Source organism: Campylobacter australis, assembly GCF_050586305.1.
Lineage (GTDB): Bacteria > Campylobacterota > Campylobacteria > Campylobacterales > Campylobacteraceae > Campylobacter_A.
Genome location: NZ_JAXUAA010000001.1, coordinates 45,252 through 71,103, shown reverse-complemented (window position 1 = coordinate 71,103; position 25,852 = coordinate 45,252). Strand labels below are relative to the sequence as shown.

The following is a 25,852-nucleotide window of genomic DNA, read 5'->3' as shown; positions in this document are numbered from 1 at the left end:
TCCTTTCATGTTTTTTTAATTATTTTGCTTGCTTATAGTAAAATTCCCAAGTCTTACTTCTTGTATATAAAACTTGCTTTTTTTCACCGTCTTCCTTGACATCAAGTGCTTTTACGCCCATTGCAACAGCACCAACGCCTCCGGCTCCCGCCATGAGTTTTTTTAAAAACTCGCGTCTATCTTGTTTTTGCATATTTTTCCTTTCTATAGTTTTATTCTTCAAATTTTAATTCTCGTTCTTTGGCTCTGGCTCTACGATTTACCTCTCTAATAAGAGTTTCAGAGCGTGAAATCCGACCAGTTGATTTTATCTTTTTCTCCAAAATAGGCTTTGGTGCAGCATAAAAAACTCGCTCAAATTCAACGAAATTTTCTAGCAAAACACAAGCATCAGCGTAAGCATCAGCGCTCTGATGCGCACTTGTAGCCTCGATAAATTCATCTATATAAGGATTTATAATCTCTTTAAAAAGATCGCCTGCATAGGTTTGATTTTCACTATTTTGTTCATTTTGCTTAAGCTCATTTTTTATAAACTCATGCATTAGCAAAAGGCAAAAACCAACATTATCCTCATTTTCTTTAAAAATTTCTTCATTTTTTCTAATATCTGTTTTTGCTATTAAATTTCTTACTTTTACACAAGCACTACCAGTCTCATAACCTTCATCATAGTGTGAAAAAGTATTACTTACAGGAGATGGTGGCGAGTGAAAAATGTCGTCATATTCTTGAGATATATTTTGTAAGTTTTGTTTTTGGAATTTTGGGATTAATCTCTTTATAGCTTCTTCACATTCGCTATTAAGAGGGGAAACTTTTATAGTATTTAATAAGTCTAAAACACCGTCGTATCTATCTGATTTTTGCGTAAAAACAAACAGCTGTGAAAACAGCAAGTAATAGATAGCTCTAGCATTTAAAATTCTTTCATGCTCACTCATTACTCTTTCCTTAAAAGATCATAGCCATCTCATCTAGTCGCTAAAATTAGGATTTTAGACTAGGTAGGATTTCTATGCTGAGAAATTTATCAAAAACTTGCTTAACTACTTAACTTAAGAAAAAATAAGTTTTTTATATTAAAGTTGTCTTAAATATGCCTTAATTGCATATTACAAACAGCTTAAAATTAAGCGCCTTATAAGTGAAAATATAACCATTTTTACATTGATTTTACGATATTTTGATAAGCAAATATCAACTAAATTTTTTAAAAAAAATACAAAAAATTTTCAATACATTTTTCTTATAAAAAATTTAACCAAAAAATGGCTTTTAGAAAAATTTTTATAAATTTTTAAGTATAAAAATGGATTTTATTTTAAAATCCTTTATCAAAAAATAGTCAAAATTTCACTTTTTTACGAAACTAAAGCGAAATTTTTGAAATTTTTAGCTCGATTTTGTTATTTTTTTGCGCAAATTTATATATAAGATCATCGCTTATATAGCTGATACTTCTCTTTTTTGTCCGTATTTGTTTTTGTTTTGAAATTTTTTCTAGCATTAACGCAAGCTCTTTTTTGATAAGTTCTTTATATGACATACCCATGCCATGAGTTAAATTTTTAATAAATCTTCCATCAACTTCACTTTGATCTTTTATAAGATGCAAAGTCGCATCAAAGCCTAAATTTTTAAGCTCATTATAAAGCTTTATCTTATCTTGCGGTGGTGCTATAAAGTCACTAACACCGCAATGATAACCAACATATATGGGTTTATGTTGCTTGCTTTGCTCTTTTAGATGTTGTAAATTTAAGACATTTCGTATATCTTCATGAGCTTGAGAAAAGAAATGTGCAGAGCTTTTGTCAAGTGTCCACATTGTCTTATCAGAGCCGTAAATAAAAATATTCTCAAAAAATTCTTTTGCACAAAAACAGCAGTATTTTACATAGTCAATCTCTTTACCAAAGCCTATCATGCGCCAAGGGATAATGGCATAACTGCTATTATCTATAACGCCATCTACCTGCCAAGGAGCGATCTTTGCTGCCATATTTACTAAGTAGCCACCGTGTGAGCTACCTATCATCACGCAAGGTAAATTTTTACCCCCCCCCGCGCTATATTTGACTTAATGTAAAGTAAGGCATTTATAAGATCTTGTGCTTGCATAATGCCGTAGTTTTGATACTCATTTTTTGTCGGAGCAAGCGTTAGCGGTAGGTGCATTATAAACTCATAAGATAAAGAGCCATTTTGTTTGCACTGGGTTATATGGCTATCAAGGTTGGTTAAAAACTGATACATTTTGTCAAAATTTTCAAGAGCACTCATATCACCAGTTAGCCCAACACCTATCTTTTGACACTCTTGGGATAAAATTTTCCTATCAAACTCATCCATAAAAAATGTAGAACCAGTTTGTGGTCTATTGCCTATGCAGTGATAATTTACACTAGCGACCGCAACATTAAACTCGCTAGCTACAAACTCTGCTAAATGCTCTCTATAGTTAATATCAGCATCATCGCCAAGCCCTGGCACTATAAAGATGATAGCCTCTATCTCTTTACTATCTTCGTAACTTAACTTAAACTCAAGAAGCGAGCTACGCTTTATACCAAGCTCGACATCATCACATGATGGAATTTCATAGGTTTTACTAACTATCATAGCATCTCCTTTTGAGCTTCTAAGATTTTAAGATTAGTTAAAACTGATGGCAAAAATTTCTGGCTTAGCAAGCTTTTTTATCTCCTCTTTTGCCATCTGTAAACACTTTGCTCCATTTATAAAAAGCGTATTATTATTAAAACCAAACTCAAGCTTTAAATCAGCGCAGTTTAAATTTAACATCCTAGCCAGAGAAAGCATAAAGCTTAGCCAGCGAACAGTATCTTGCTTTGGCAATAAAGTTTTATACTTATCATACTCATACACATTTTTCTTACCATTTGTTGCGATGATACTTGCTATAAGCGCCTTTTGCTCGTGCGTAAAGCCAAAATTTAGGGCATTTAAAACAAGATATGCTGAGTTTATGTGGTCTGAGTAAAAGCCGATGTCAGCACCGATGTTATAAATTCTAGCCGCACTCACAAGCTCATTAAGATAAGCGCCTTCAAAGCCATGAAGCTCAGCCAAAGCGTCGTAGATGCCTCTTGTATATTTACAAACACTTTTATTGTCAGTTATTGCGAAACGATCTTGCAAACTTTTTATGCTGACATTTAAGCCTTCTGGGAATTTTCCTACACGCTCACAAAGCTCACCATTGCCACTTTTTCGTAAAAAATCTGCCAAAAATACACCCTCACGCACTCCAACGCCACTTGTGTATATATTTTTACAGCCAAGAGACTTTGCTATGTTTAAAAATATCGTAGCACCCTCTCTTATCGTATCAAACCTATCTTTTTTTATCGCAAAATCCTCAAGAGTATCGTTATTTGCCGCAATAAGAGAGGTGATAAAATTTTCATGCTCTTTTAGCTCGTATCTAAAACCATGAATAGTTGAGATAGGGTAGGAAATTTTTGACATTATTGCCGTTGAAAGTGCACGCAAGCTACCACCAATGGCAATGATGTTTTCACACCTAAAATTTGCAGGTATTTTTGAAATTATCTGAGATAAAAACTCATCCAAACTCGCCTTATCTTTTTTATCAGAAAAAAGCTCTTTTAGCCTAACAGTTCCTATATCTAGAGAAACGGCATCAATAATCTTTGCATCTTTTATAAAGGCTAGTTCGCTTGAACCACCACCAATATCAAGCGTAATAGCGTCATTAAGTGCAGGCAAAAGCCTACTTGCAGCTATCGCACCATAAGTAGCTTCATCTTGTCCACTTATAACTTTGATATTTATGCCAAGTTTGTTTCGCACCATAGCTATAAGCTCGTCTGAATTTGGCGCATCTCTTAAAGCACTCGTTCCAACGCAAAAAATTTTCATACATTTATAGCTTTTTGCAATGCTTTTAAACTCACTAAATGCTGCAAATGCCTTTTGCATAGACTGCTCTGAAATTTCTCCACCATTTCCATAGCCGCCTTCACCAAGTCGCACTTTCATTTTATATTCGCTCAGGATAAAAAAGCCCCAACGCGATGTACGCTCATAAATAGCCATACGCATTGAGTTTGAGCCAAGGTCGATTACTGCTGTTCTTTTTGCCATTTTTTACTTTTTATTTTTAAATTTTGTTCCAATAGGCAGTGTAAATGTAGCCACCGCACCCTGTGTGTCAGCTCGGTTTTTAATGCTTACATCACCACCAAGTGCTTGTGCTGCGCCCTTTGCTAAAAATAAGCCAAGTCCGCTTCCCCCCTTATTTCCATAGCGTTTAAACGGAGCAAACAAATCTTTATCCTCATCTATCCCGATACCCTCATCAAGCACCTCTATGATAAAATTTGACCCTTCAACTTTTGAAGCTATTGTTACAGTTTTACCTTCTGGGGAGAATTTTATCGCATTTTGTACAAAATTTTGAACAACATGAGTTAGTAGGGTCTTCTGGATATTGAGATTAAAAATTTCTGGTTTTAAATCTAGCTCAACTTTTTTTCCATCTTGATGAGCTAAAATTTTAAAATTATTTCCTAATTTTCTTAAAAAGCCGATAACATCGGTACTAACTGGCTCCTCAAACTGCGCACCCTCTTGCCTGCCTATCTCGAGGATAGAGCCTATCATTTTATTCATACCATCGATGGCTTCGTTATTTGTGCGCAAAACCTCGATATATTTTTCGTTTTCTCTTGGTTTTAAAAGTGTAACTTCATTTTTAGTCTTCATCACTGCAAGAGGCGTTTTAAGCTCATGTGCAGTACCTACAAAAAGCTCCTTTTGGTAAGTCACAAATGTTTGAATGCGCCGTATAAGCTGGTTAATGCTTGCACCAAGTCCTTGAAATTCATTTGGCAAACTTTGAGCATCTATCTCTTTTAAAAATTTTTCATTCAAATCACCAAGCATTAAACTAAGCTTTTTGATAGGAACTAAAAGCATTCTTGAAAGAAATAGCGCATAAAAAAGTACGAGCATGATTGAAGTGGCGTTTACGATTATAATATCGATGAAAATTTGATTCATCGTATCGCTTTGCATCGTGGTGTTTTTGGTAAGTCTAATATAAGAGCTACTATCTAGCGGATAGTAAAGTGATAAAAAGTCTTGCTTGTCTTGTGTGTAATGTATGTAGTATGGCTTTTTTTTTGATATTTTTTCGTTTATTATCTGTACATTTGTAGCAAGTCTATCAGGTAGTGTTATAGTAAAATTTTTCTGTCCACTGGGGTTAAAAAGCTCTGGTTTTGCCACATATGAGCGTGCTTCATACACCAAGGTCTGTACTACTACTTCATAGACTGTAACTCTAATGTAGTAGTAAAGGATAAAAGAGATGATAACAACTAGCATCATTGAAGCTGATGCCAGTTGTAAAATAAATCTAGTTCTTAAGCTTTTTTGGGAAAGCAAAATCTATATCCACGGCGGCGAACTGTTTCGATAGTCGAGATATTGAGTGGCTTATCCATTTTTTGGCGAATTTGGTTAATCGCAACTTCGATAACATTTGGAGTTACTAGCTCTGGCTCTTCCCAGATAGCATCAAGTAACTGCTCTTTGCTTACTATCTGATCTGAGTGGCGAGCAAGGTGAGTTAAGACCTCAAATGGCTTGCCTTTTAGCTCTATCTCTTTGCCAAGATATGTTATCTTTTCCTCATCTGGATTTATCGTAAGATCATCTATCTTAATGATATTTGTTCCACCAAAGCGAAGTCTAGCCTCTATACGAGCAACCAAAACATCAAAGTCAAATGGCTTTCTGATATAATCATCAGCGCCCGCTCTAAGTGCCTTTATCTCGCTATCTTTATCATCTTTTGCCGATAAAACCACAACTGAAGTGCGTGGACTCTTGTGTTTTATAACATTAATAAGATCAACGCCATCACCATCTGGAAGCATCCAGTCAGTTAAAACTAGGTCGTAGTTTCTAATGCCTATAAAATACTCAGCATCTTTAAAATTTTCAGAGCTATCAGTCTGGTAGCCAAATTCTTGAAGACCTTCGGCTATAGTTTTATTCAGAGTTACTTCATCTTCTACTATGAGAATTCTCATTACAATTCCTTGTGTTAAAATTTTATGCGGATTATATCAGAAATTAAGCAATATTTCAAGATACTTTAATAAATTTTTAATAAACGAGCTCTATTTTTGCACCAACTAGGGCATTTTTAACTATCTCAATTTTTAAAATTTCTAGATTCACAGAACACAAATTAGTAAATTTTTGTTTCAAAGCCCCTGCAGTTTTCTCAACAGACTCTTCAACGCTTAGAAATTTTTGCTCATTGTAAAAGTTTTGTATAAAATCTATCATCTCTGTATAGTCAATAAACCCATCACTTGTAAAACTAACATTCAAACGCACTTTTTGTGGTGTTTTGCGCTCAAAGTCTAACATACCAATGATCGTACTAAACTCATAGTCTTTTATCAAAGTTGTAGTCATATAACCTTTGCTTCCTGACCGCTAAGTAGTCGCCTAATGTTTGGTATGTGCTTATAAAAGACGATATAAGCGATGATTAGTATTGGTGCATGCGAGTGGATGGCGGTTTGTGAAGTCACAACAAAGCTAGATAAAACTATCGCAAGAAGTGCAGCAAGCGAGGCAAGGGAGCTTATTTTTAACACTTTTCCGACTACAAACCACACGACAAGGGCTATGATCAACTCAAATGGCAAGAAAAACCCAAGCACACCAGCACCAGTTGCAACACCTTTTCCACCCTCAAATTTTAAAAACGGAGAAAAGCAATGTCCTATCACCGACAAAACTGCCATAGCCCAAAGTGTCTGCTCACTAAGCCCTATGGCTTTTGCCACAAAAAGTGGTAAAATTCCCTTCAAAACATCACATACAACAGTCAAAATGGCTATCTTTTTTGCCTTTTTTGGCTCTTTTTCCTTTAAAACACGAAGAACATTTGTCGCACCTATGCTACCACTTCCAGCTTCAGTGATATTAACATTTGCAAAGATTTTACCAAATATAAGCCCAAAAGGTATACCTCCAAGAATGTAGGCGATGAGATATGCTATTAAATTTTCGTTCATTTTAAGCCTTTAAATTTAAAAGTTGGCATAATATTTAAATTTTCCTGATAATTTTATAAAATATCTACTTCCACAGCAAAACAACTTTTTCATCATATATATCGCTCTTTTTTGGTAGCAATACCAAGCTCTCAAGCTTGATATTTTTTACATCGTATGCATCTTTTAGCTCTTGGGCTTGTATCTCAAAATTTTGTGTTAGCTGCTCTATTTGGGCGTTTATATCCTCTACGCTTTGCTCACTATGTTTAACATCGGTGCGATTTTTTAGTACTCTGCTGGCACTTTTAACACCTGTCGCTATCTTACCAACGCTCGTTTTTGTTACACCTCTACTACCACCCAAAAATGCCCCAAGCAAGCTGGCACCAACACTTATAATCGCATCAAGTCCGCTAGCAGTCATATCTTGTTGCTCTTTTTGTAACTTTATCGCCGCTTTATTTAGTTTTTCTTCAAGCTTTGCTCTCTCTTTCTCAAATTTTTGTGTAAGCTCTGCACTTTTTTGCTCTAAAATTTCATTACATCTATCTGCTAAACGCACATAAAACTGCTCTTTGCTTTCATCGGCAAGAGAATTTATGTCCATTGCGCTAAGAAGCTCTAAGCGATCATTTCTAAATATAAAATCTTTAAAATCTTTTTCAAAGTTCTTTAAATTTTTAGCACTTTGGATAAAACTTGGCAAAGTTTCATAATTTGCATTGTCTGGTCTATCTTGAGTGTTAAATTTAAAATTTTCACTAGCTTGCGTCCAATCTACCTCTTTTTGACTCTCTTCAAGAGCGTAAAGGTAGCTAAGCTCTTTTATAGTATCTATGCCCTTTTTGCTATCATAATAGCGCACTTTTACGCTAGCAAATAAATTTGGTGCTAAAGAGTCTTTATTAGAAGCAAAAACCTGCTCTATCTCATCTGAGATTATCGGTGCGACAGTTAAGCTAGCTATCTTTTTAGAGACTTTTTTATTTGAAAACTCGCCTTTTTGCTCGCTCATTAAATTTGAAATTTGATCTCTTGAAAGCGGTCCTTTTAGGTAACTTAATGCCCAGCGAGTCGAGATAACACTCAAACCATCATCGTTAATATTTTTCACCAAAAAGTGGCGTTTTGAAAGGTTTGAAATGGTTGTTTCTATCTCTAACTTATCTAGCGCAGAACCTGAAATTCCAGTAAGCCCATCAATAACTCTTGCCTTATCTTGCGCAGTTTGCAGCCTACCAATAAACCAGGTTCCGATATTGCTAAGTCCCTTATAGTCAAGATCTACTGGGTTTTGCGTACTTAAAACACAGCCGATACCAAAAGCACGAGCTTGCTTTAAAAGCGTAAGCATAGGTGTTTTGCTCGGCGGATTGCCATTTGGTGGGAAAAATCCAAAAATTTCATCCATATAAAGTATAGCTCGAAGTGAGCTAGTACCTTCGGTTGTTCTCATCCAAGCGATAATCTCATTTAGTAAAAGAGTTACAAAAAACATCCTTTCAGCATCATTTAAATGCGAAATCGTAAATATATTGCACTTTGCTTTGCCATTTTCATCAAAAAGCATTTTTGAAATTTCCAACCGAACACCTTCGCTCCATCCCTTAAAGCTAGGGCTTGCAACAAGTGTGTTTATCTTTATGGCTAGCTTCATACGCTCACTTGATGGATAAAACTGCTCAACATCAAATACGCCTATCTTGCTAAATGGAGGCGTGGCTATAAAGCCGATTAGTTCAGCGATACTAACATCTCTACCCTCTTTAAATTTTGCATCAAATATCGTAGCGACTAAAAGCTGCTCTTTTGAACTCATATCCTCATCATTTATGCCAACAAGCGAAAGCACAGAAGCCGCAAGTGAGTTTATGTAGTTACTAAAAATTTCATCATCTTTTATGTTGGGGCACATAAAGTCACTAAGTAGCGCAACACCTACTCCAGCACTACTTTTTGGTGTATAGATGGTAAAATTTGCACTATCTTTATAAGTTTTTACACGCTCTAAATTTTGAAAAGTTGCTTCTATCCCCTTTCGCCAAGTTTCACTCTCGCTTTGAGCCATCTGCTGCTGGCTTAGTCCTTTATTTGCCGCTTCATTTTCATCTATGTATGGTAAAAAATCATCAGCACTCATATCAGTAAATGCCAAAGCCAAGTTTGTCATGTCTCCTTTTGGATCGATGATAATACTTGGGATGTTGTCTATACAAGCCTCTTCAAGTAGCGTAATACCAAGACCCGTTTTACCACTACCTGTCATTCCAATTATAGCAGCATGAGTTGTTAAGTCTTTGTTTTTATAAAAAAATGGCTCACCGCCTTTTAGTCCCATATAAAATAGCTTTAAATTCTCTTGTATACTTTTCATCTTTTCTCACTTATAAAGTTTTGCTTGATTTTTAAGTTCGTTTAATGTCTCTTGGACTCTTGCATTTGTAAAGCTTTCGATAAGACTACTATTTTCATTATCTATAGCCTTTAAACAGTAGCGGATACTACCGTTACAAACTAGATCTGTAACCAAAACCACATCAAGGCATACACCAAAACCAAGTCCGCCTTCAAACGGCACTAGTTCAAATTCTGCCACTATCTTCTCATCTTTTTCAAAACTTACACTATCTTTGCTAATCACACTTATACCACCATTTGAAATATCATAAAGGCTTCCAGAAACTTCAGCACTTGCACCTTTTAATGTGGTTGGAGTAAATTTTCGTGGATGAACGCGCTGGCTTTTTCTAAGGCTTGCGTTCATAGCGGCTATTTGGGTAAAATTTTTAAGAGTTACAGTCTGTTTTAAGACATTAAAACTTACGATGTCAGCTTTTATATGGCCTAAAAGATAGTCATTTTTTATAATAAACGCGTTACCTTCTTGCTTCATAGCTAAGATTTGTACCACATCTACCTTAAAGACAACAAACTCATCGTTTATCTCTAAAATTTCTGCATTATTTCTTACATTTACGCCATCATAAAGGTTTAAAAACTCAAGCTCAGCACTATCATTTTTCATAGCTAAAAATGCCTGTTTATAGTTTTGAAAAGTTTTTTCTGCATGATTTTTCACTAAATTTTCGCCAGGCAAAGCGTCGCAGTTTTCTTTTTTATCAAGCTTGTATTGTATCTGATCGATAGCTTCTGTTAATGAGATTAGCCACTGAGCGTTTTTATTGTTTTTATTAAAATTTATAATAAGCCCTAAAAATATCTCACTTAAAAGATTTTTTCTTATACTAGAATTTGGCAAAAGGCTCTCAAGCTCGTCAAAAACTATGCACATATTTACCTCTTTGCCATAAAAAACCGAGAATATCTTTAAAAGCGTATCTTTTAAATTTTGCAAAGGTGTATTTAGGTTTGCACGCTTGCAAAATTCAATACCACAAGTAATAAATTCATCTTGCAACTTCGAAATTTCAGCATAAAACTCATTAGACATTTTTAAAACCATGTAAAAACTCCAGAATTTTTCCTAGATTATAACATAGTAAATTTAGCAGTGTGTAAATTTGAGAGAAAAAATTTAAATTTAGGGGCGTTTTACCCCTAAAAAGTGTTATTAAAGTTTATCAGCGTTGTGTGATAGATAATCAGCTACTCCAGCTGTGTTTGGCTTCATGCCAGCATCACCTTTATTCCATCCAGCTGGGCAAACCTCTCCGTGCTCATTTGTAAAAAGCATAGTATCTACCATTCTTATCATTTCATCAACATTTCTACCAAGTGGCAGGTCATTTATAACCGCATGTCGAACTGTTCCATCTTTGTCTATCAAAAATGATCCACGAAGTGAAACGCCAGCCTCTTCGATATGCACATCAAAACCGCGTGATATAGCGTGGTTAGTGTCAGCTACGATTGGGAACTGAACTCTACCGATACCACCTTTATTTACTGGAGTTTCTTTCCAAGCAAAGTGTGAGAATTGGTTATCAGTTGAAACCGCGATAACTTCGATGCCACGGTCTTTAAACTCTTGATATCTCTTATCAAATGCTATAATCTCACTTGGACAAACGAAAGTAAAGTCCATCGGATAGAAAAATACTACGGCACCTTTTTTGCCTATATTTTTGTAAAGATTGAAATCATTTACGATTTGGTTATCGCCTAGAACGGCTGCCGCTGTAAAGTCTGGTGCTTTTTTTGTTACTAACATATTTTCTCCTAATAATAAAATTTATTAATAACGAAATTATATCCCTTTAGTTTAAATATAAATTTAATAAACTAAATTTTCAAACATCAAGCTTATCTTTATAGCTATTTAGACTATTTTGTCTATCTTGCAAAAATGCACCAAGCTTCTTTTTGTTCTCTTCAAAAAAGACAGCAAAATCACTTTCGTTTTGAATTTTATCCTCGCCAAAGCGATCTAAAAGTAAATTTGAGTTACCAACTATGACAAGATATCTACGATTTTCATGGCTTAAGAGCATAAGCTTGTTATCTTTATCAAGTGGCTTTTCATATATTATATTTATGTCGCTAGTATTTTTATCAAATAACCAATTCATAGAATTTTGCGATGATTTTGTAGGGCTATTTTTTCTAGCCTTGGTTATAAATTTCTTAAACATATATAAAAAAACTACAAGCGCAAAAAGCACCCCAAGTACGATAAAATAGCGACTATCCACGACCGCACCAGTATCATTTGGCGCCGTTTGCAAGCTTACACTGGCTTGCGGTAAATTTTGAACCTCTGAAGCACTTCTAGGCGTTACTCTTATTCTAAGTCCAAAACCATCAGTAGTTTTTGAGGCATTTACGATTATTGGATTTTGTGATTTTAATCCCAAAATAAGTGAGTTTTGCTTTGGTTCAATGCTTAGTTGCTCAAAAATTTTAGAATTTACATCCTTTGAAATCATCTGCTCAAAACTAAGTGAATTTAGTATAAGTGAGGTGGTGTTTTTCTCGCGCTTTTGAAATATATTTCCCTCATAAGGCGCATCAAAACTAAGCATAATATCAACTCTATCACTACGCTCATAGATATTATAAGTCAGTAAATTTGCTGCAAAAACTGGCAAAATAAACCCAAAAAATAAAACAAAAATTCTCATAAAAGCTCTTTTTTAAAGTACTGAATAACAGATTTTGAGTCTAAAATTTCATTTATGCGAATGGCTAAGTTTTTTTCATAAACCATAACCTCGCCTTTGCCAAAGATACGATTATTTATAAAAAGCTCAACACTCTCTCCAGCTGGTTTTTCAAGGTCTATAACAGAGCCTGCTTCAAATTTCATAAGCTCTTTTATGCTAACTGTTGTAGTGCCAAGCTCAGCGATAAAATCCACGCTAATATCCATAAGCTCATCGTAGCTTTTAAAAAAACCGTGCTGATCGAGAATATCGATTATCTCCTCGCTCATGCTTTTTTATATCCTATAGCAAATGTACGGTTTTTTATCTTATAAAGATACTTCTCGTCAAGTTTTATATGAAATTTCGCAACTTCACCCAAAAACTCAGGCGTTCCAAGCTTATAAAGCCCACCAGCTTCTTGTTCATTTAAGATATTTTTTGCTTTACCGATTATTTGATTTGCTATCTCTTTGCAAAGGTCGTCCAAATCAGCATCTACAAGCTCATCTGAGCCAAAAAAAGCATTTGCAAAAAGCTTTAAAGAGTCGCGCTTAAAAAAGAGATAAAAATGATACTCTTCTTTACCTTTAAAAACTGGTATAGACGAGCCATAAAGCCCGTTTCCTAGTGTCTTTGCACTCTCAAGCTCGATACCAAGTGTTTCACATAAAAATTTAGCCGACAAATCGATAACATTTTTCACTGATTTTTCCTTTTGTTTTTGCTCTTGTTTTATTATACTTTGCTTTTTCTAAAAAGGCTATAAATTTTAGTTCGTGACGACTTGCTCTTTATACTTACACTTTAAACACTCATGAAAAGTGCCCTTTTTAAGCTCTTTTTTTATCATCATCTCCCCACATTCTGGACATTTATGCGATGTTGGCTCATAGTTGCTTATAAAGTCACATTTTGGATAGTTTTGGCAACCATAAAATTTACCCCTTCGGCTAAATCTCTCAACGATTTCGCCACCACATTTTGGACAGGCGACATCTATTTTCTTTAGCTCTCTTTTTGGCTTTTTTTCACTACTTTCAGGTGTATTTTTATCAGTAATATTTCTAGAATACTTACATTTTGGAAAATTTGAGCAAGCTATAAATTTACCAAATTTACCACTTCTTTCGACTAGCTCACCACCACACTCTGGGCATTTTTCACCTATAGGCACAGATACTTTGAGACTCTTAATGCCAGTTTTCCCATTTGAAATTTTTTCCATAAAAGGTGTGTAAAAATGGCTTAAAAGCTCTTGCCAGTCTGTTTTTTGCTCAGCTATCTCATCTAATTTTTGCTCTAAATCCGATGTAAAGTCGCTATCTACTATATCATTAAAATGCTCTTCTAGCATGCCTATCATGCTAAATGCTATCTCGTTTGGTATTAGCTGTTTTTTCTCAACTTTTACATAGTCACGCGAAGTTAAAAGAGAGATGGTAGGAGCATAAGTTGATGGGCGACCTATACCAAGACTTTCTAGTTTTTTTACAAGTCCTGCTTCTGAATATCTAGATGGAGGCTCTGTAAAATGTTCACTATCTTTAATATTTTGTAACTTCATATCATCGCCTATATTTAATAAAGGCAAAATTTTATCCTTATCCACATCGCCATAAACTTTATAAAATCCATCAAAAAGTACTTTTTTGCCGCTTATTTTTAGCTCAGATCGCTCACTTTTTACAAATACATTTTGCGTCTGGCTTACACTATCACTCATCTGTGAAGCTAAAAATCTATTATAAATAAGTGTGTAAAGCCTTAATGCATCTTTTTCTAAAAATTTAGTCGCAATTTCTGGAGTAAAGCTTAAATTTGTTGGGCGGATAGCCTCGTGCGCCTCTTGTGCGCTTTTTGATTTTGTTGTGTATATATTTGGCTTTGAAGGCAGATACTTCTCTCCAAACTCAGCCTTTATCTTATCTCTTGCGGCTTTTATAGCCTCTTTTGCTATATTTAAGCTGTCAGTTCTCATATATGTTATAGCACCCATAAAGCCATCATGCATCTGCACACCCTCATAAAGACTTTGAGCAAGCATCATCGTTTTTTTAGGACTAAAGCCAAGGCTATTACTGGCGCTTTGCTGAAGTGTTGATGTCATAAATGGTGCAGATGCCTTTGTTTTTCTATCTTTACTCTCTATCTCACTGACCTTAAAATTTTCATGTGTTAAAACATCGACGATAAGCTTTGCTCTGTCTGGATTTTGTATAGTTAGCTTTTCTATCTTTTGATCATCAAATTTAATAAGCTCGGCCTCTAAATCCTTTTTAAACCTAATATCTATACTAAAGTATCTAACTGGCTTAAACTCTCGAATTTCACGCTCTCTATCAACTATGATTTTAAGAGCAGCGCTTTGAACACGGCCTGCTGAAAGCCCCTTTTGTATCTTTAAATTTAAAAGCGGACTAAGCTTATAGCCAACTATACGATCAAGTAAGCGGCGTGCTTGTTGAGCATTTACGCTATCCATATCAAGCGAGCGCGGATTTGCAAGAGCAGCTTGTATGGCTGTTTTTGTAATCTCATGAAAAACTATACGAGGCAAGCTGGTTGGCTCTTTACCTATGGCATGGGCTATATGAAAAGCTATGGCTTCTCCCTCCCTATCCTCATCGGTAGCAAGATATACCTTCTCGGCTTTTTTTGCAAGCTCTTTTATCTGTTTAACAATAGCTGAATGATCGGTGCTAACGCGATACTCTGGTATAAATGTGTCATTTTCTATTTTTATGCCAAAACTTGACTTTGGCAGATCTCTAATGTGTCCTTTTGAGGCGATAACTTCATAGTCTTTACCAAGAAAATTCTTAATCGTCTTTGCTTTTGCTGGAGACTCCACTATGATTAAATTTTTCATATTTTCGCTTAGCCTTTTTACTTTTTTTGCGTAATTGTAGCAAATTTGTAACTTAAAGTTTGTTAAATTTATCAATTTCTAGATAATTTTAAAAAAACAAAAGCTTTTTTTCTTATAATACCAAAATCTAAATTTTAGGACATTTTATGCTTTTAAATGAGCCCTTGCTCTACTATAAAAATATTTATAAAAAATTTCCAAATAGCTATCTTTGTGAAGACAAAGACCAAGTTATAATAGGTATAGACTGTGATTATATAGACGCGAATAAATGTGACTTTAACCAACTAAAAGTCTATTTTTTAAATGCAAAGACAAACAATGAGATAGAGGCTAATTTTGCTGGTTTTTTTGGAGTTTTTGCTCACGATGGCGTAAATTTCTTTGAAAATATAGGTTTTAGTAAAAAAAAGCAATATGACTTTCCTAAGTTTTTTTATGCAAATGCCAAAGCCTACTTGCACTATGATAAAGTAAGCAAAATTTACACATTTTATGGCGATGAGGATAGGTATTTTTCATTTTTAGAGCAAGCTTTTGAATCAGATGAGTCAAAAAAAGAGTATTTTTACAAGATAAAGACGAATTTATGTGAAGAAAAGAGACATTTTAAAGCCATTGTAAAAAAAGCAAAAGAGTATATAGCTAGTGGAGATATTTTTCAAGTTGTGCTTTCAGAACAGCTAAAAATAGAGACAGATTTTGATAGCATTGACTTTTATAAAGAACTTAGCACATTAAATCCTAGTCCATATATGTTTCATTTCCCTACACCTTACGGAGATGTGGTAGGAAGTTCTCCAGAGCTTGTTTTTAGTCTTAAAAATGGAGAAATTTTTGTAGCGCCCATAGCTGGAACTCGTCCAAGAGGAAGTGATGCAAATGCCGATGCGATGCTTGAAAATGAGCTTTTAAATGACGAAAAAGAGCTAGCAGAGCATAAGATGTTAATCGATCTAGCCAGAAACGATATAGCTCATGTGGCAAAACCAAGAAGTGTAGTAGTAAAAAACGCCATGCATATCCAAAGATATCAAAGCGTTATGCATATAGTGAGTGAAGTTTATGGGCAAAAAAGTGATAACGCCGATGCATTTGATGTTTTAGCTTCGATATTTCCAGCTGGAACACTTAGCGGTACACCAAAAATTCGTGCCATGCAGATTATCTCAGAGCTTGAGAGCTTTTCTCGTGGTTCGTATGGGGGCGGCATAGGATTTATAAATTTTAACCAAAATGCACTTATAGCCATACTTATCCGCTCTGCGATATTTGTTTCAGAAGGTAACACAAGTAGCGTTTTTGTCCAAGCTGGTGCGGGTATAGTTTATGACAGTATCCCAGAAAATGAGTATGATGAAATTTGCCATAAAAGAGCAAGTGTAATGCGCGTATTTAAGGACAATAGCAAGGAAATTTATGATACTTTTGATAGATAACTATGATAGTTTTGTATTTAATGTAAGACAGTATGTTGCAGAGCTAACAAATGAACAAATTTTATGTGTAAGAAATGACGAGATAACGCTTGATGAGATCCGCTGTCTTGCGCCAACTCATATCATTTTAAGCCCAGGACCAAAGCACCCAAAAGATAGCGGTGTGTGTTTAGAAATTTTACGCTCAGATATTGAAGTACCGATACTTGGAATTTGTCTTGGTCATCAAGCCATAGGGCTAAGCTATGGTGGCAAGATAAAACAGCTTTCACACCCTCTTCACGGTAAAACATCAAACATAGACATTTTGTGCGCCAAGCCGTTATTTAGTGGGCTTCCGAGCAAAGTTGAAGTTATGAGATACCACTCGCTTTATGTTGATGAGCTTAGTGATGAACTACAAAGCCTTGCGGTAAGCGAAGATGGCGTGTGTATGGCACTTCGTGTTAAAAATAGAAAAATTTTTGGCATTCAGTTTCATCCTGAAAGCTACTTTTCGCAATATGGCAAAAAAATGATAGAAAATTTTCTAAACATTGACAAAAAAGAACAAAAACGGGAGAACAAAATGATAAATTTCGCACCTTACATGGTAAAGCTGCAAAATGGCATAATGCTTGATGGGGCTGATTATGCTGTTATTTGCAAAGCGATAAATGATAAAGAGTATGACATCGTGCAGCTAGCTGGACTCTTGGTGTTAATAAGTGAAAAAAGCCTTTATGCTCAAAGCGTTGCAGCACTTGTAACAAATATCTTAAAATACTCACAAACCTACACAGACACAAGCGATATGTTTGACATCGTGGGAACTGGTGGCGATAGGTTAAAAACCATAAATATTTCAACAACAGTGGCTTTTATACTCGCAAGCCTTGGTGTAAAGGTCGCAAAACACGGCGGAAAAGCAGTTACAAGTAAAAGCGGAAGCTCTGATACGCTAAGCGCACTTGGTGTAAAACTTAGTGCAAGCATTGATGAAAACAGAGCAAAGATACAAAAGCAAAATTTAGCATTTTTTCATGCGCCATTTTTTCATAATATTATGGCTGAGGTTAAAGAGGTTAGAGAGCGCCTTAAAATAGGTACTTGCTTTAACATGATGGGACCACTGCTTAATCCAAATTTGGGACTAAAGTTTCAGATGGTTGGCAACTATTTGGAGCCTATTAACGAACTCATGGCACAAACCCTACTTACACTTGGCAGAAAGCATGCCTTGGTTGTGCATGGAATGGACGGCATGGACGAGATAACGCTTTGTGATGAAACGCTTATTCACGAAGTAAAGGATGGTAAAATTTTATCTTATCGGGTAACGCCGGAGCAATTTGGATTTCAAAGGGCATTTCATGCTGATATTGAGGGTGGCACAAGTGAAGAAAATGCTGAAATTTTAAAAGCGACTTTGCGTGGCGAGATAAGTGGTGCAAAGCTTGATATAGTCGTGCTAAACGCGATGTTTGCACTTTATGCAGCTGACTTTGTAAAAAGTCCAAGTGATGCAAAACCGATCATTCTTGAAGCTATTAGCAGTGGCAAGGCATGGAAATTTTATCAAGAGTATATAAAAGAGTAGTTTTTGAAAACACTTATAAAAATTTGCGGTATCAAATCAACTGATGAAGCTAAGGCGGTACTTGAAGTTGGCGCTAAATTTGGCACTCTAGCCAGTGTGAAGCCTTGCATAAATGGTAAAAATACTTCTAGTGATATGGATTTTAGTGAGATAAATTCTAGCAAAAGTAATGTGCTTGATAGCTTAAGTGTGTCGCTAGAAAATGCCATTAGTTTCATAGGCGTGATATTTGCTCGCTCAAAGCGTCAGGTAGATATACAAACCGCTCGTGAAATTTCGCGCTTGGCTCATCGTTATGGTGTTAAGTGCGTTGGAGTGTTTGCAAGTAGCGACGCGAAAAGTTGTGTGAGCTATTTAGCGCAAAACGGCGTTCAAAGTGACTGTGAGATAATGGAAATATGTGAGTATTGTGAGCTTGATGTGGCACAAATTCACGGCACGATAAGCCAAAATTTATACGCAAATTTAAAAGATATGGGTTTAGATGTGTTTAAGGCTGTGAGTGTATCGCCTAACGCAAAGACCTTGCCAAGTGTAGATGAGCCTTGCGATATGGCTCTATATGACTGCAAGGGCGAGAGTTTGGGTGGAAATGGCACGAGCTTTGGCTGGGAAATTTTGCGTGATTTAAAGCCTTTTAGCTTTGGTATGGCTGGTGGCATAGGCGAGCAAAATTTCGCCCAAGCTTTAGAGTTTAAGCCATTTTTAATCGACATAAACTCAAAAGTAGAAGATGAAAATTTAGTAAAAGTGCCAAGTAAAATTGAGAAAATTTTACAAATTTTTCAAGGTGCTAAAACGCTAGACTTTAACAGGCATAAATGATACAATTAACAAAACTAAAAAAGGCAAGCAATGAATAAAAAAGCGTATTTTGGAAAATTTGGGGGGCAGTTTGTGCCAGAAACTGCGATGTTTGCACTCGCTGAGCTTGAAAAGGCTTATGAGAGTATCGCAAAAACGCCAGAGTTTAAAGCCGAGCTTAATGACCTGCTTAAAAACTATGTCGGTCGTCCAAGCCCACTTTACCACGCCAAACGCCTGTCTAAGCACTACGGACACGAAATTTATCTAAAAAGAGAAGATCTAAACCACACAGGAGCTCACAAGATAAATAACGCCCTAGCACAGGCACTTTTAGCTAAAAAAATGGGAAAAACTAAGATCATTGCCGAAACTGGTGCAGGTCAGCACGGCGTAGCCACAGCCACAGCAGCGGCACTTTTGGACTTAGAGTGCGATGTGTATATGGGTGCGGTTGATATCGCTAGACAGAGCCTAAACGCCTATCGGATGAAACTACTTGGTGCAAATTTAATCAGCGTAGAAGATGGACTAAAAACACTAAAAGAAGCGACTACGGCGGCGATTCAGACTTGGGTAAATGAGATAGAAAGCACATTTTATGTCATCGGCTCAGTCGTTGGACCGCACCCATATCCGCTAATAGTGCGTGATTTTCAAAGTATCATCGGTCGTGAGACTAAAGCTCAGCTAAAAGAGTATGGCGTAAAGGCTGACTACATCATCGCTTGTGTAGGTGGCGGCAGTAATGCGATTGGGATTTTTTACGAGTTTTTAAGCGATGAGAGCGTAAATCTCATCGGTATCGAAGCGGCTGGGCTTGGGGCTAGCACGCCCTATCACGCAGCCACGCTCACAAAGGGTCGCGAGGGGATAATTCACGGTATGAAAACCATCGTTTTGCAAGATAAATATGGCATGATAGAGGAGGTGCATAGCATTTCGGCTGGGCTTGACTATCCTGGTATCGGACCAGAGCATGCATATCTGCACGATATCAAACGCGTAAAATACGAGCCAGTAACCGACGATGAGTGCATAAATGCCCTAAAACTCACAACTCGCCTAGAGGGCATTATCCCGGCGATCGAGAGCTCTCACGCCTTGGCGTATCTTGAAAAACTATGCCCAAATTTAAAGGCAAAGTCCGTCATCGTCGTCAATGTATCAGGCAGGGGCGATAAGGACATCGATACGATTATGAACTATGAAAAAGGCAAAATTTATGGATAAAATTTCAAATGCACTTAACGGCAAAAAGGCAAATATCGGCTACATTGTGGGCGGTTATCCAAGCGTGGAGCATACGAAGGAGTTTTTGGCAAATTTAGACGCAAGTTGCCTTGATTTGCTTGAAATTGGCATACCATACTCAGATCCGCTTGCAGACGGCAAAGTCATAACAAAGGCGAGTTTTAGCACTGCACAGCGTGGGCTAAACACCGATAGTATCTTTGAAATTTTAAGCGAATGCAAGGGTAAATTTAACAAGCCGATTGCGTTTTTGGTCTATTTTAACCTTGTTTTTGCTTACGGCATTGAAAAATTCATCAAAAAAGCCAAAGAGTGTGGCGTAAGTGGTATGATCGTGCCTGATCTGCCAAGCGAGGAGAGTGGGGAGGTTTTTGCGATCTGTCAGAGTGAAAATTTCGCTCTTATTCCGCTTATTAGCGTTACATCTGGTGAGCGTATTAGCGAGATTTTAAGCCGTGCAAGTGGCTTTGTCTATGCGGTTGGAGCTATCGGTGTGAGTGGCTCAAAACGCGCAAGCACCGAGCGCCTAAAAGAGCTTGTAAAAAATGCTAAAAATTTTACAAATTTACCAGTTTGCGTTGGCTTTGGCGTTAGAAATCGTGATGATGCAAATGAGGTTAAAAGCTACGCCGATGGTGCGATAATAGGCACGGCAATCGTGGAGCTAGCGGATAAATTTAGTGGAGATGAATTAATGCGAAAAGTAAGCGAGCTATTTTAAAGGGCAAAAATGAAGCAAATCATGCTATGTGCGATAAGTTCGCTAAGTTGCGGAATATGCGATGAGGACTGCGGATACTGCACGCAAAACATCAACTCAAAAGCAAAAATTTCACGCTATCATATAAAAAGTAAAGACCAAGTCGTAGCTGAAGCAAAAAGAGCAAGTGAGAGCCATGCTCTTGGCTTTTGCCTAGTTACAAGTGGAGCAAGGCTAGATGATGCTAAAACTGAAAAAGTGGCACGCATCGCACACGCCGTTAGCAAAAACTTTCCACGACTAAAGCTCATCGCTTGCAACGGTATGGCAACACGCGAACAGCTAAAAGAGCTAAAAAGTGCTGGTGTATTTAGCTACAACCACAACCTAGAAACAAGCCGTGAGTATTTCCCCAAAATTTGCACCACTCACAGCTGGGATGAGAGATGGCAGACAAATCTTAATGCCAAAAGCGTAGGACTAGAGCTTTGCTGTGGTGGGATATACGGACTTGGCGAGAGTGAGAGCGATAGAGTGAGCTTGCGTGCTAGCTTAGCTGAGCTTGCGCCATTTTCAAGTCCGATAAATTTCTTTATGCCAAGCAGCGGACTTTTAATAAAGCAAGAAATTTTAAGCGCGAACGAAGCGTTTAAGATCATTGATGATAGCGTAAAAGCTTTGCCAAACACTAGGCTTATGATAGCTGGTGGTCGTGAAAAAGTACTTGGCAATAGGCAATATGAAATTTTCTCACACGGTGTGACAGCAATAGTATTAGGCGACTACCTTACGCAAAAAGGCGAACTAGTTAGTAAAGATATAAGCGAGCTGATAAAGCGTGGATACAGTTTTGCGGTTGCATAAGTAGATAAAATTGAGTAAAATTTTATACCAAAGGGCGAGTAAAACACTTAAAGCTACACCAAGCAAAGCACGATGTAGCCGAGCTTTTAGTAAGCTCTTGTAATTATTAGGCAAATTAATGCTATAATTACAACTAAGGTTTTAATGGACAATTAACTCACCTCATTTCCGAGGTAAAATTTAAAGCCAGAGGTTGCGACCCTTTGGCTTTAACCTCTGCGTGTGATTATATCAGATAGAGCTTTATTTTAGGTAAGTTTTTTAAATTGATGAAATTTTAAATGAAATTTACACTCAAGAAAGTAAAATTTTAAAATTTTATACCAAAGGGCGAGTAAAACACTTAAAGCTACACCGAGCAAACCACGATGTAGCCGAGCTTTTAGCAAGCTCTTGTAATTATTAGGCAAATTAATGCTATAATTACAACTAAGTGATTTATACGGTTCAAATCATCACCTCATTTCCGAGGTAAAATTTAAAGCCAGAGGTTGCACCCTTTGGCTTTAACCTCTGCGTGTGATTATATCAGATAGAGCTTTATTTTAGGTAAGTTTTTTTAAATTGATGAAATTTTAAAAGAGCGCTAGTAAATTTTACCAAAACCAAAATTTTAAAAAAAATATGAAATCTCTCTAAAAACAAAAATAAGAATATAGATTATAAATATATAAAAGACCTAGACCGCCGAGACGATCTAGGTTGAGTTTTAACACTTTTGCAGAAGAAGCATATCTTTTTAAAAAGATATTTTCGGTGTGTTGCCACACCAAGGTTAGAAACTTACATAAGTGGTTAAACTACTGTAAAAGTTTCATAACATTTTTCCAGCCAAAGAGCTTAAAAGCTCTTTGCGTAGAAATTTCATTCAGCTTTTACTACTGTAAAAGCTTCATTACATTTTAAAGAAATGTTATATTAAGCTACCTTAGTTATTGAAGTAGCTTCATAACATTTTGCTGAACGCTGTTAGCTTGACTCATAGCATAACTACCAGACTGAGCTAGTATATTAAACTTAGAGAAGTTAGCAGACTCAGCTGCAAAGTCTACATCACGGATCTGAGACTCAGCTGCCTTTACATTCACCTGAGTTGTAGTGATGTTGTTTATAGTTGTGATAAGCTGGTTTTGTACAGAACCTAGGTCAGAGCGGATCTGATCAAGTGTGATCTGAGCTGACTCAGCTATATCCATAACTGCCATAGCGCCGCGTAGTGTCATAACACCAGCTGATTGAGCTACTGACAAATCTTTGCTCATTCTTTGAAAGCCCATAGCTGTCGCTAGCTTAGCATCTATCTGACCACGAACATCTCTTAGAGATACTGACTGCTGTTGTCCACCATCAGTTGAGAAAGCTTTACTTAGTTTAAAATCTGCATTTGCTGACAGTTTAATATCACGACCATCAAGGCGAACTAGATTTAGACGACCAATAAAGCTAGATAACTGCTTTTTGCCACCAAGACCAGCAGAAATATCTTTTCCTTTAATCTCCATAGCACGACCTGAACGGCTTGTTAGTACCATCTTACCTTCTGTATTTACAGAGGCTTCAACACCTGTTTGGTCTTTAACAGCATTGATAGCATTTACCAATGCGCCATTCTTATCATTTTCCTTAACTTCTAAATCACCTATCTTCACGCCATTAATAGTTAAAGATTTGATCATACCACCAGATATAGCTTTTGATGCTATCCAAGTAACATCAAATGATGCTCGAACACCAGTTTTATCTGAAACCTTGTTGATATTTTCAGCCAAAGCACCTAGACCATTACCAAGACCAGATGAGATGATAGCTGAAGCTACTTTAACATCATTTACACCATCTACATTTAAAAATTTAAGTTCAATCTTTCCTGCTTTTGTCAAAAGCTTAGAGCTTTCAAAACGAGTAAGACCGATCTTGTCAGATGTAGTAGCACCGATGCTAGCTTTAACAGTTTGGTTAGAGTAGGCACCTATCTGAAATTCTTTGTTAGAGAATGTTCCGTTAAGTAGCTGCTGACCGTTAAAAGATGTAGTGTTACCTATGTTATCAAGCTCTTCCATCAAACGAACGATATCAGCCTGAAGTGCTTGACGAGAACGAGTAGTTTGACCATCTTGAGCAGACTGAGTAGCTTTAGTCTTAATAGTGTTAAGAATTTTTAGCTGCTCGTCCATAGCTTTGTCAGCTGTCTGGATGATACCGACTGCGTCGTTGCCGTTAGCTATAGCTTGACCAAGGGCACTTGCTTGTGAACGAAGGCTATCTGCAATAGCCAAACCTGATGCATCTTCTGCCGCGGTGGTGATTCGTAAGCCTGAGCTTAGCTTTTGCAAAGAGCCTGAAATGTCTCTGTTGTTGCCTACAGCATTAGCGTGCGAATTCATCGCGTTGATGTTTGTGTTAATACGAAAACTCATTGTAAATCCTTTTAAAATGTATTTAGCAACCTGTCCTTTGGTTACTTGCATACCATATCGGACAAAGTCAAAAAAACTTTATAGCTAAATATAAAAAATTTGCAAAAATTTTAAAAATTTTCTAGAAAGTAGGAATTTTCAAGCTTTTTAGCCACTTGGCTAGCGTGAATTTCTGAACTAAAGTCATCTAAATGTTTTGCGTCTGGTTCATTTTTGTAAATTTCATAAATTTTTTCAAGCTCTTTTACTATGTCATCAAGGCTGTTTTGCCCATCAAAAAGAAGTGCTGTCCTAGCATCCAAAGTATCCATATAGGTCTTTGAGTTAAGCTGTGTGGCTAGCAACATAACTGGCTTATGCGTGCTAGCAAAGTATCTAAGATAGCCTGCTACTCTTGGCTTTAGTCTAGTTTTGCCCTTTTCATACTTTATATGGCTAAATTTTTGTGTGGATAAAAGTGTGGCTGGGTTTGCCATAAGCGCCAAAAAGGCATCGACGCTATCATCGCTAATGCCAAGCTCATTAATACTGATACTAGCTGGATAAGCGTCATAAATTTTAGCAAAAATTTCGTTAAACTGCGGGTTTAGTGGCTCATCATTTATACTATAACCATCTTTTGTTTTTTCAAGCTTTGCGATGATGTGAATGAGTGAAATTTCATCAAGGCTGATGTTTGTTTCAGACTCTTCGTTTATCTCATCTTTGTGCATAACAAGACTCTTGCGAAACGAGCGATTTAAAAAAAAGTCACGCATTTGCTCGCGGTCGATACGACTTTTATAGGTTTTGTTTATATGTCTATCAAATCTAGCAACGCCAATACCAGGTGCAAAAACATCATCAAGCGTACTTTCAACCAAATATCCAAGCCCAAAGTCGCTTAGGCGGTTTGCAAATTTGTAAAAAAGCTGTGCTTCGTTTGTCGTTTCAAAAAACTCGTGCAAGATGTAGTAGTCGTTTTTGCTATCTTTTAGTATAGAACGGACGAAATTTAGCTGTGTAAGCAGTAGCTCTTGAGTTTGTTTTAGAGCTTGGCTACTTTTAGCATGAAAGTTCATACGCAAAAACTCACCCATAAAATTTAGCTCTCTTTTTGCGATATCAAGGCGTTTTATGCCACTTTCATCTTTGGCACAAAACATCATATAATCACGCAAAGTATCAAAACTTTTCCAACCCGGATAGACATTATAGGATATAAAGGCAATGCCATTTTGTTTTAAAAGTGTCTTTGTGAGCGCAAGAAAGGCGTCTCTGACATTTTTTCTAACCCAACTATAAAAGCCATGAGCGATAATGTAGTCAAATTTCCCAAGCTCTTTTATATGCTCTGGACTTAGTGCCATTATATCAGCTTCAATAAGATGAAAATTTTCAATCCCCATCTGATTGGCGATGGCATTGCCAGTATTTACCTGTATGCTTGATATATCAACACCAACAACCTCAGCGTCTGGATAGGCTACTGCAAGTGGCATGATATTACCACCAAAAGCGCCGCCCAACTCAAGCACTCTAGCCTTATGAACTGGTGTTGGCTCAAGACGCAAAAATTTACCTATCGCATGCAAGCGAAGTACCGAGCTATCGTGAAAAGCTGCCGAAAAATAGGGCATCTGGTCGTAAGAGCTCTTTACTTCAAATGATTGCATTATCTTGCCTTTGTTATAAATTTTATGAAATTATAACGCAAAATCTTGTTTTTAACAAAAAAAATGTATAATAAAAGCAAATTTAACACGGAA

At 36.6% G+C, this 25,852-nt stretch carries 22 protein-coding genes and 1 pseudogene; 6 read left to right on the top strand and 17 right to left on the bottom strand.

Translation table 11 applies throughout. The features are described from left to right. Nucleotides 1–19: 19 nt before the first annotated feature. From U5B17_RS00330 to topA, 15 genes and pseudogenes are all read right to left on the bottom strand, one after another. Nucleotides 20–193, bottom strand: a complete 174-nt coding sequence (locus U5B17_RS00330; protein ID WP_230055906.1) for a twin-arginine translocation signal domain-containing protein — start codon at nucleotides 191–193, stop codon at nucleotides 20–22. Nucleotides 194–212: 19 nt separating this feature from the next. Continuing rightward, the gene (locus U5B17_RS00325) at nucleotides 213–944 is read right to left on the bottom strand and encodes a TorD/DmsD family molecular chaperone (RefSeq protein WP_430803384.1); all 732 of its coding nucleotides are present in this window, start codon (nucleotides 942–944) and stop codon (nucleotides 213–215) included. Between the two features lie 428 nt (nucleotides 945–1,372). Next, nucleotides 1,373–2,625 (bottom strand): annotated as a pseudogene (locus U5B17_RS00320) (DUF2920 family protein). 33 nt (nucleotides 2,626–2,658) lie between these two features. Next, nucleotides 2,659–4,134, bottom strand: a complete 1,476-nt coding sequence (locus U5B17_RS00315; protein ID WP_430803383.1) for a Ppx/GppA phosphatase family protein — start codon at nucleotides 4,132–4,134, stop codon at nucleotides 2,659–2,661. 3 nt (nucleotides 4,135–4,137) lie between these two features. Further along, nucleotides 4,138–5,379: a sensor histidine kinase gene (locus U5B17_RS00310; RefSeq protein WP_430803848.1), complete on the bottom strand. Its 1,242-nt coding sequence runs from the start codon at nucleotides 5,377–5,379 to the stop codon at nucleotides 4,138–4,140. Between the two features lie 38 nt (nucleotides 5,380–5,417). Further along, nucleotides 5,418–6,089, bottom strand: a complete 672-nt coding sequence (gene hsrA / locus U5B17_RS00305) for a homeostatic response regulator transcription factor HsrA (protein ID WP_230055901.1) — start codon at nucleotides 6,087–6,089, stop codon at nucleotides 5,418–5,420. Between the two features lie 76 nt (nucleotides 6,090–6,165). Next, a complete protein-coding gene (locus U5B17_RS00300) occupies nucleotides 6,166–6,483 on the bottom strand; it encodes a dihydroneopterin aldolase (protein WP_430803382.1) in 318 nt (105 codons plus the stop codon). After that, nucleotides 6,480–7,091 (bottom strand): glycerol-3-phosphate 1-O-acyltransferase PlsY, encoded by a 612-nt coding sequence (plsY, locus tag U5B17_RS00295; protein ID WP_430803381.1) that lies wholly within the window; start codon nucleotides 7,089–7,091, stop codon nucleotides 6,480–6,482. The genes U5B17_RS00300 and plsY overlap by 4 nt, the downstream gene beginning before the upstream one ends. A gap of 64 nt (nucleotides 7,092–7,155) precedes the next feature. Further along, nucleotides 7,156–9,447, bottom strand: a complete 2,292-nt coding sequence (locus tag U5B17_RS00290; RefSeq protein WP_430803380.1) for an ATP-binding protein — start codon at nucleotides 9,445–9,447, stop codon at nucleotides 7,156–7,158. A gap of 6 nt (nucleotides 9,448–9,453) precedes the next feature. Continuing rightward, nucleotides 9,454–10,524: a PilZ domain-containing protein gene (locus U5B17_RS00285; protein WP_430803379.1), complete on the bottom strand. Its 1,071-nt coding sequence runs from the start codon at nucleotides 10,522–10,524 to the stop codon at nucleotides 9,454–9,456. 120 nt (nucleotides 10,525–10,644) lie between these two features. Further along, nucleotides 10,645–11,244, bottom strand: a complete 600-nt coding sequence (locus U5B17_RS00280; RefSeq protein WP_230055896.1) for a peroxiredoxin — start codon at nucleotides 11,242–11,244, stop codon at nucleotides 10,645–10,647. Nucleotides 11,245–11,323: 79 nt separating this feature from the next. After that, nucleotides 11,324–12,154, bottom strand: a complete 831-nt coding sequence (locus tag U5B17_RS00275; RefSeq protein WP_430803378.1) for a hypothetical protein — start codon at nucleotides 12,152–12,154, stop codon at nucleotides 11,324–11,326. Next, the gene (gene fliN, locus U5B17_RS00270; RefSeq protein ID WP_230055894.1) at nucleotides 12,151–12,465 is read right to left on the bottom strand and encodes a flagellar motor switch protein FliN; all 315 of its coding nucleotides are present in this window, start codon (nucleotides 12,463–12,465) and stop codon (nucleotides 12,151–12,153) included. The genes U5B17_RS00275 and fliN overlap by 4 nt, the downstream gene beginning before the upstream one ends. After that, nucleotides 12,462–12,881 carry a chemotaxis protein CheX gene (locus tag U5B17_RS00265; RefSeq protein WP_430803377.1) on the bottom strand — a complete coding sequence of 140 codons (420 nt, stop codon included), beginning with the start codon at nucleotides 12,879–12,881 and terminating at the stop codon, nucleotides 12,462–12,464. The genes fliN and U5B17_RS00265 overlap by 4 nt, the downstream gene beginning before the upstream one ends. 66 nt (nucleotides 12,882–12,947) lie before the next feature. Then, a complete protein-coding gene (gene topA / locus U5B17_RS00260) occupies nucleotides 12,948–15,047 on the bottom strand; it encodes a type I DNA topoisomerase (RefSeq protein WP_430803376.1) in 2,100 nt (699 codons plus the stop codon). Between the two features lie 146 nt (nucleotides 15,048–15,193). Between topA and U5B17_RS00255 the strand changes: the two genes are divergently transcribed. From U5B17_RS00255 to U5B17_RS00230, 6 genes are read left to right on the top strand one after another with little or no spacing between them, the layout of a single operon-like run. Then, a complete protein-coding gene (locus tag U5B17_RS00255; RefSeq protein WP_430803375.1) occupies nucleotides 15,194–16,486 on the top strand; it encodes an anthranilate synthase component I family protein in 1,293 nt (430 codons plus the stop codon). After that, nucleotides 16,467–18,065, top strand: coding sequence for an anthranilate phosphoribosyltransferase (gene trpD, locus U5B17_RS00250; protein ID WP_430803374.1), 1,599 nt, complete (start codon nucleotides 16,467–16,469; stop codon nucleotides 18,063–18,065). The genes U5B17_RS00255 and trpD overlap by 20 nt, the downstream gene beginning before the upstream one ends. Before the next feature lie 3 nt (nucleotides 18,066–18,068). Next, complete coding sequence (locus tag U5B17_RS00245) at nucleotides 18,069–18,890, top strand: phosphoribosylanthranilate isomerase (RefSeq protein ID WP_430803373.1); 822 nt, start codon at nucleotides 18,069–18,071, stop codon at nucleotides 18,888–18,890. A gap of 30 nt (nucleotides 18,891–18,920) precedes the next feature. Then, the gene (gene trpB, locus U5B17_RS00240; protein WP_430803372.1) at nucleotides 18,921–20,102 is read left to right on the top strand and encodes a tryptophan synthase subunit beta; all 1,182 of its coding nucleotides are present in this window, start codon (nucleotides 18,921–18,923) and stop codon (nucleotides 20,100–20,102) included. Further along, nucleotides 20,095–20,844, top strand: a complete 750-nt coding sequence (gene trpA / locus U5B17_RS00235) for a tryptophan synthase subunit alpha (RefSeq protein ID WP_430803371.1) — start codon at nucleotides 20,095–20,097, stop codon at nucleotides 20,842–20,844. Before trpB ends, trpA begins: the two co-directional genes overlap by 8 nt. Before the next feature lie 9 nt (nucleotides 20,845–20,853). Continuing rightward, nucleotides 20,854–21,687 (top strand): biotin synthase, encoded by an 834-nt coding sequence (locus tag U5B17_RS00230; protein WP_430803370.1) that lies wholly within the window; start codon nucleotides 20,854–20,856, stop codon nucleotides 21,685–21,687. 932 nt (nucleotides 21,688–22,619) lie between these two features. On the opposite strand, the gene U5B17_RS00225 is transcribed toward U5B17_RS00230, so the two are convergent. Together U5B17_RS00225 and U5B17_RS00220 are read right to left on the bottom strand one after the other, a co-directional pair. Continuing rightward, the gene (locus U5B17_RS00225) at nucleotides 22,620–24,104 is read right to left on the bottom strand and encodes a flagellin B (RefSeq protein ID WP_430803369.1); all 1,485 of its coding nucleotides are present in this window, start codon (nucleotides 24,102–24,104) and stop codon (nucleotides 22,620–22,622) included. Nucleotides 24,105–24,214: 110 nt separating this feature from the next. After that, complete coding sequence (locus tag U5B17_RS00220; protein ID WP_430803368.1) at nucleotides 24,215–25,759, bottom strand: methyltransferase regulatory domain-containing protein; 1,545 nt, start codon at nucleotides 25,757–25,759, stop codon at nucleotides 24,215–24,217. Between the last annotated feature and the right edge of the window lie 93 nt (nucleotides 25,760–25,852).

What these genes read in the sequence shown, in the direction of transcription:
- U5B17_RS00330 (WP_230055906.1), bottom strand. Translation starts at nt 193, where the DNA reads ATGCAAAAACAAGATAGACGCGAGTTTTTAAAAAAACTCATGGCGGGA.
- U5B17_RS00325 (WP_430803384.1), bottom strand. Translation starts at nt 944, where the DNA reads ATGAGTGAGCATGAAAGAATTTTAAATGCTAGAGCTATCTATTACTTG.
- U5B17_RS00315 (WP_430803383.1), bottom strand. Translation starts at nt 4,134, where the DNA reads ATGGCAAAAAGAACAGCAGTAATCGACCTTGGCTCAAACTCAATGCGT.
- U5B17_RS00310 (WP_430803848.1), bottom strand. Translation starts at nt 5,379, where the DNA reads ATGCTAGTTGTTATCATCTCTTTTATCCTTTACTACTACATTAGAGTT.
- hsrA (WP_230055901.1), bottom strand. Translation starts at nt 6,089, where the DNA reads ATGAGAATTCTCATAGTAGAAGATGAAGTAACTCTGAATAAAACTATA.
- U5B17_RS00300 (WP_430803382.1), bottom strand. Translation starts at nt 6,483, where the DNA reads ATGACTACAACTTTGATAAAAGACTATGAGTTTAGTACGATCATTGGT.
- plsY (WP_430803381.1), bottom strand. Translation starts at nt 7,091, where the DNA reads ATGAACGAAAATTTAATAGCATATCTCATCGCCTACATTCTTGGAGGT.
- U5B17_RS00290 (WP_430803380.1), bottom strand. Translation starts at nt 9,447, where the DNA reads ATGAAAAGTATACAAGAGAATTTAAAGCTATTTTATATGGGACTAAAA.
- U5B17_RS00285 (WP_430803379.1), bottom strand. Translation starts at nt 10,524, where the DNA reads ATGTCTAATGAGTTTTATGCTGAAATTTCGAAGTTGCAAGATGAATTT.
- U5B17_RS00280 (WP_230055896.1), bottom strand. Translation starts at nt 11,244, where the DNA reads ATGTTAGTAACAAAAAAAGCACCAGACTTTACAGCGGCAGCCGTTCTA.
- U5B17_RS00275 (WP_430803378.1), bottom strand. Translation starts at nt 12,154, where the DNA reads ATGAGAATTTTTGTTTTATTTTTTGGGTTTATTTTGCCAGTTTTTGCA.
- fliN (WP_230055894.1), bottom strand. Translation starts at nt 12,465, where the DNA reads ATGAGCGAGGAGATAATCGATATTCTCGATCAGCACGGTTTTTTTAAA.
- topA (WP_430803376.1), bottom strand. Translation starts at nt 15,047, where the DNA reads ATGAAAAATTTAATCATAGTGGAGTCTCCAGCAAAAGCAAAGACGATT.
- U5B17_RS00255 (WP_430803375.1), top strand. Translation starts at nt 15,194, where the DNA reads ATGCTTTTAAATGAGCCCTTGCTCTACTATAAAAATATTTATAAAAAA.
- trpD (WP_430803374.1), top strand. Translation starts at nt 16,467, where the DNA reads ATGATACTTTTGATAGATAACTATGATAGTTTTGTATTTAATGTAAGA.
- trpB (WP_430803372.1), top strand. Translation starts at nt 18,921, where the DNA reads ATGAATAAAAAAGCGTATTTTGGAAAATTTGGGGGGCAGTTTGTGCCA.
- trpA (WP_430803371.1), top strand. Translation starts at nt 20,095, where the DNA reads ATGGATAAAATTTCAAATGCACTTAACGGCAAAAAGGCAAATATCGGC.
- U5B17_RS00230 (WP_430803370.1), top strand. Translation starts at nt 20,854, where the DNA reads ATGAAGCAAATCATGCTATGTGCGATAAGTTCGCTAAGTTGCGGAATA.
- U5B17_RS00225 (WP_430803369.1), bottom strand. Translation starts at nt 24,104, where the DNA reads ATGAGTTTTCGTATTAACACAAACATCAACGCGATGAATTCGCACGCT.
- U5B17_RS00220 (WP_430803368.1), bottom strand. Translation starts at nt 25,759, where the DNA reads ATGCAATCATTTGAAGTAAAGAGCTCTTACGACCAGATGCCCTATTTT.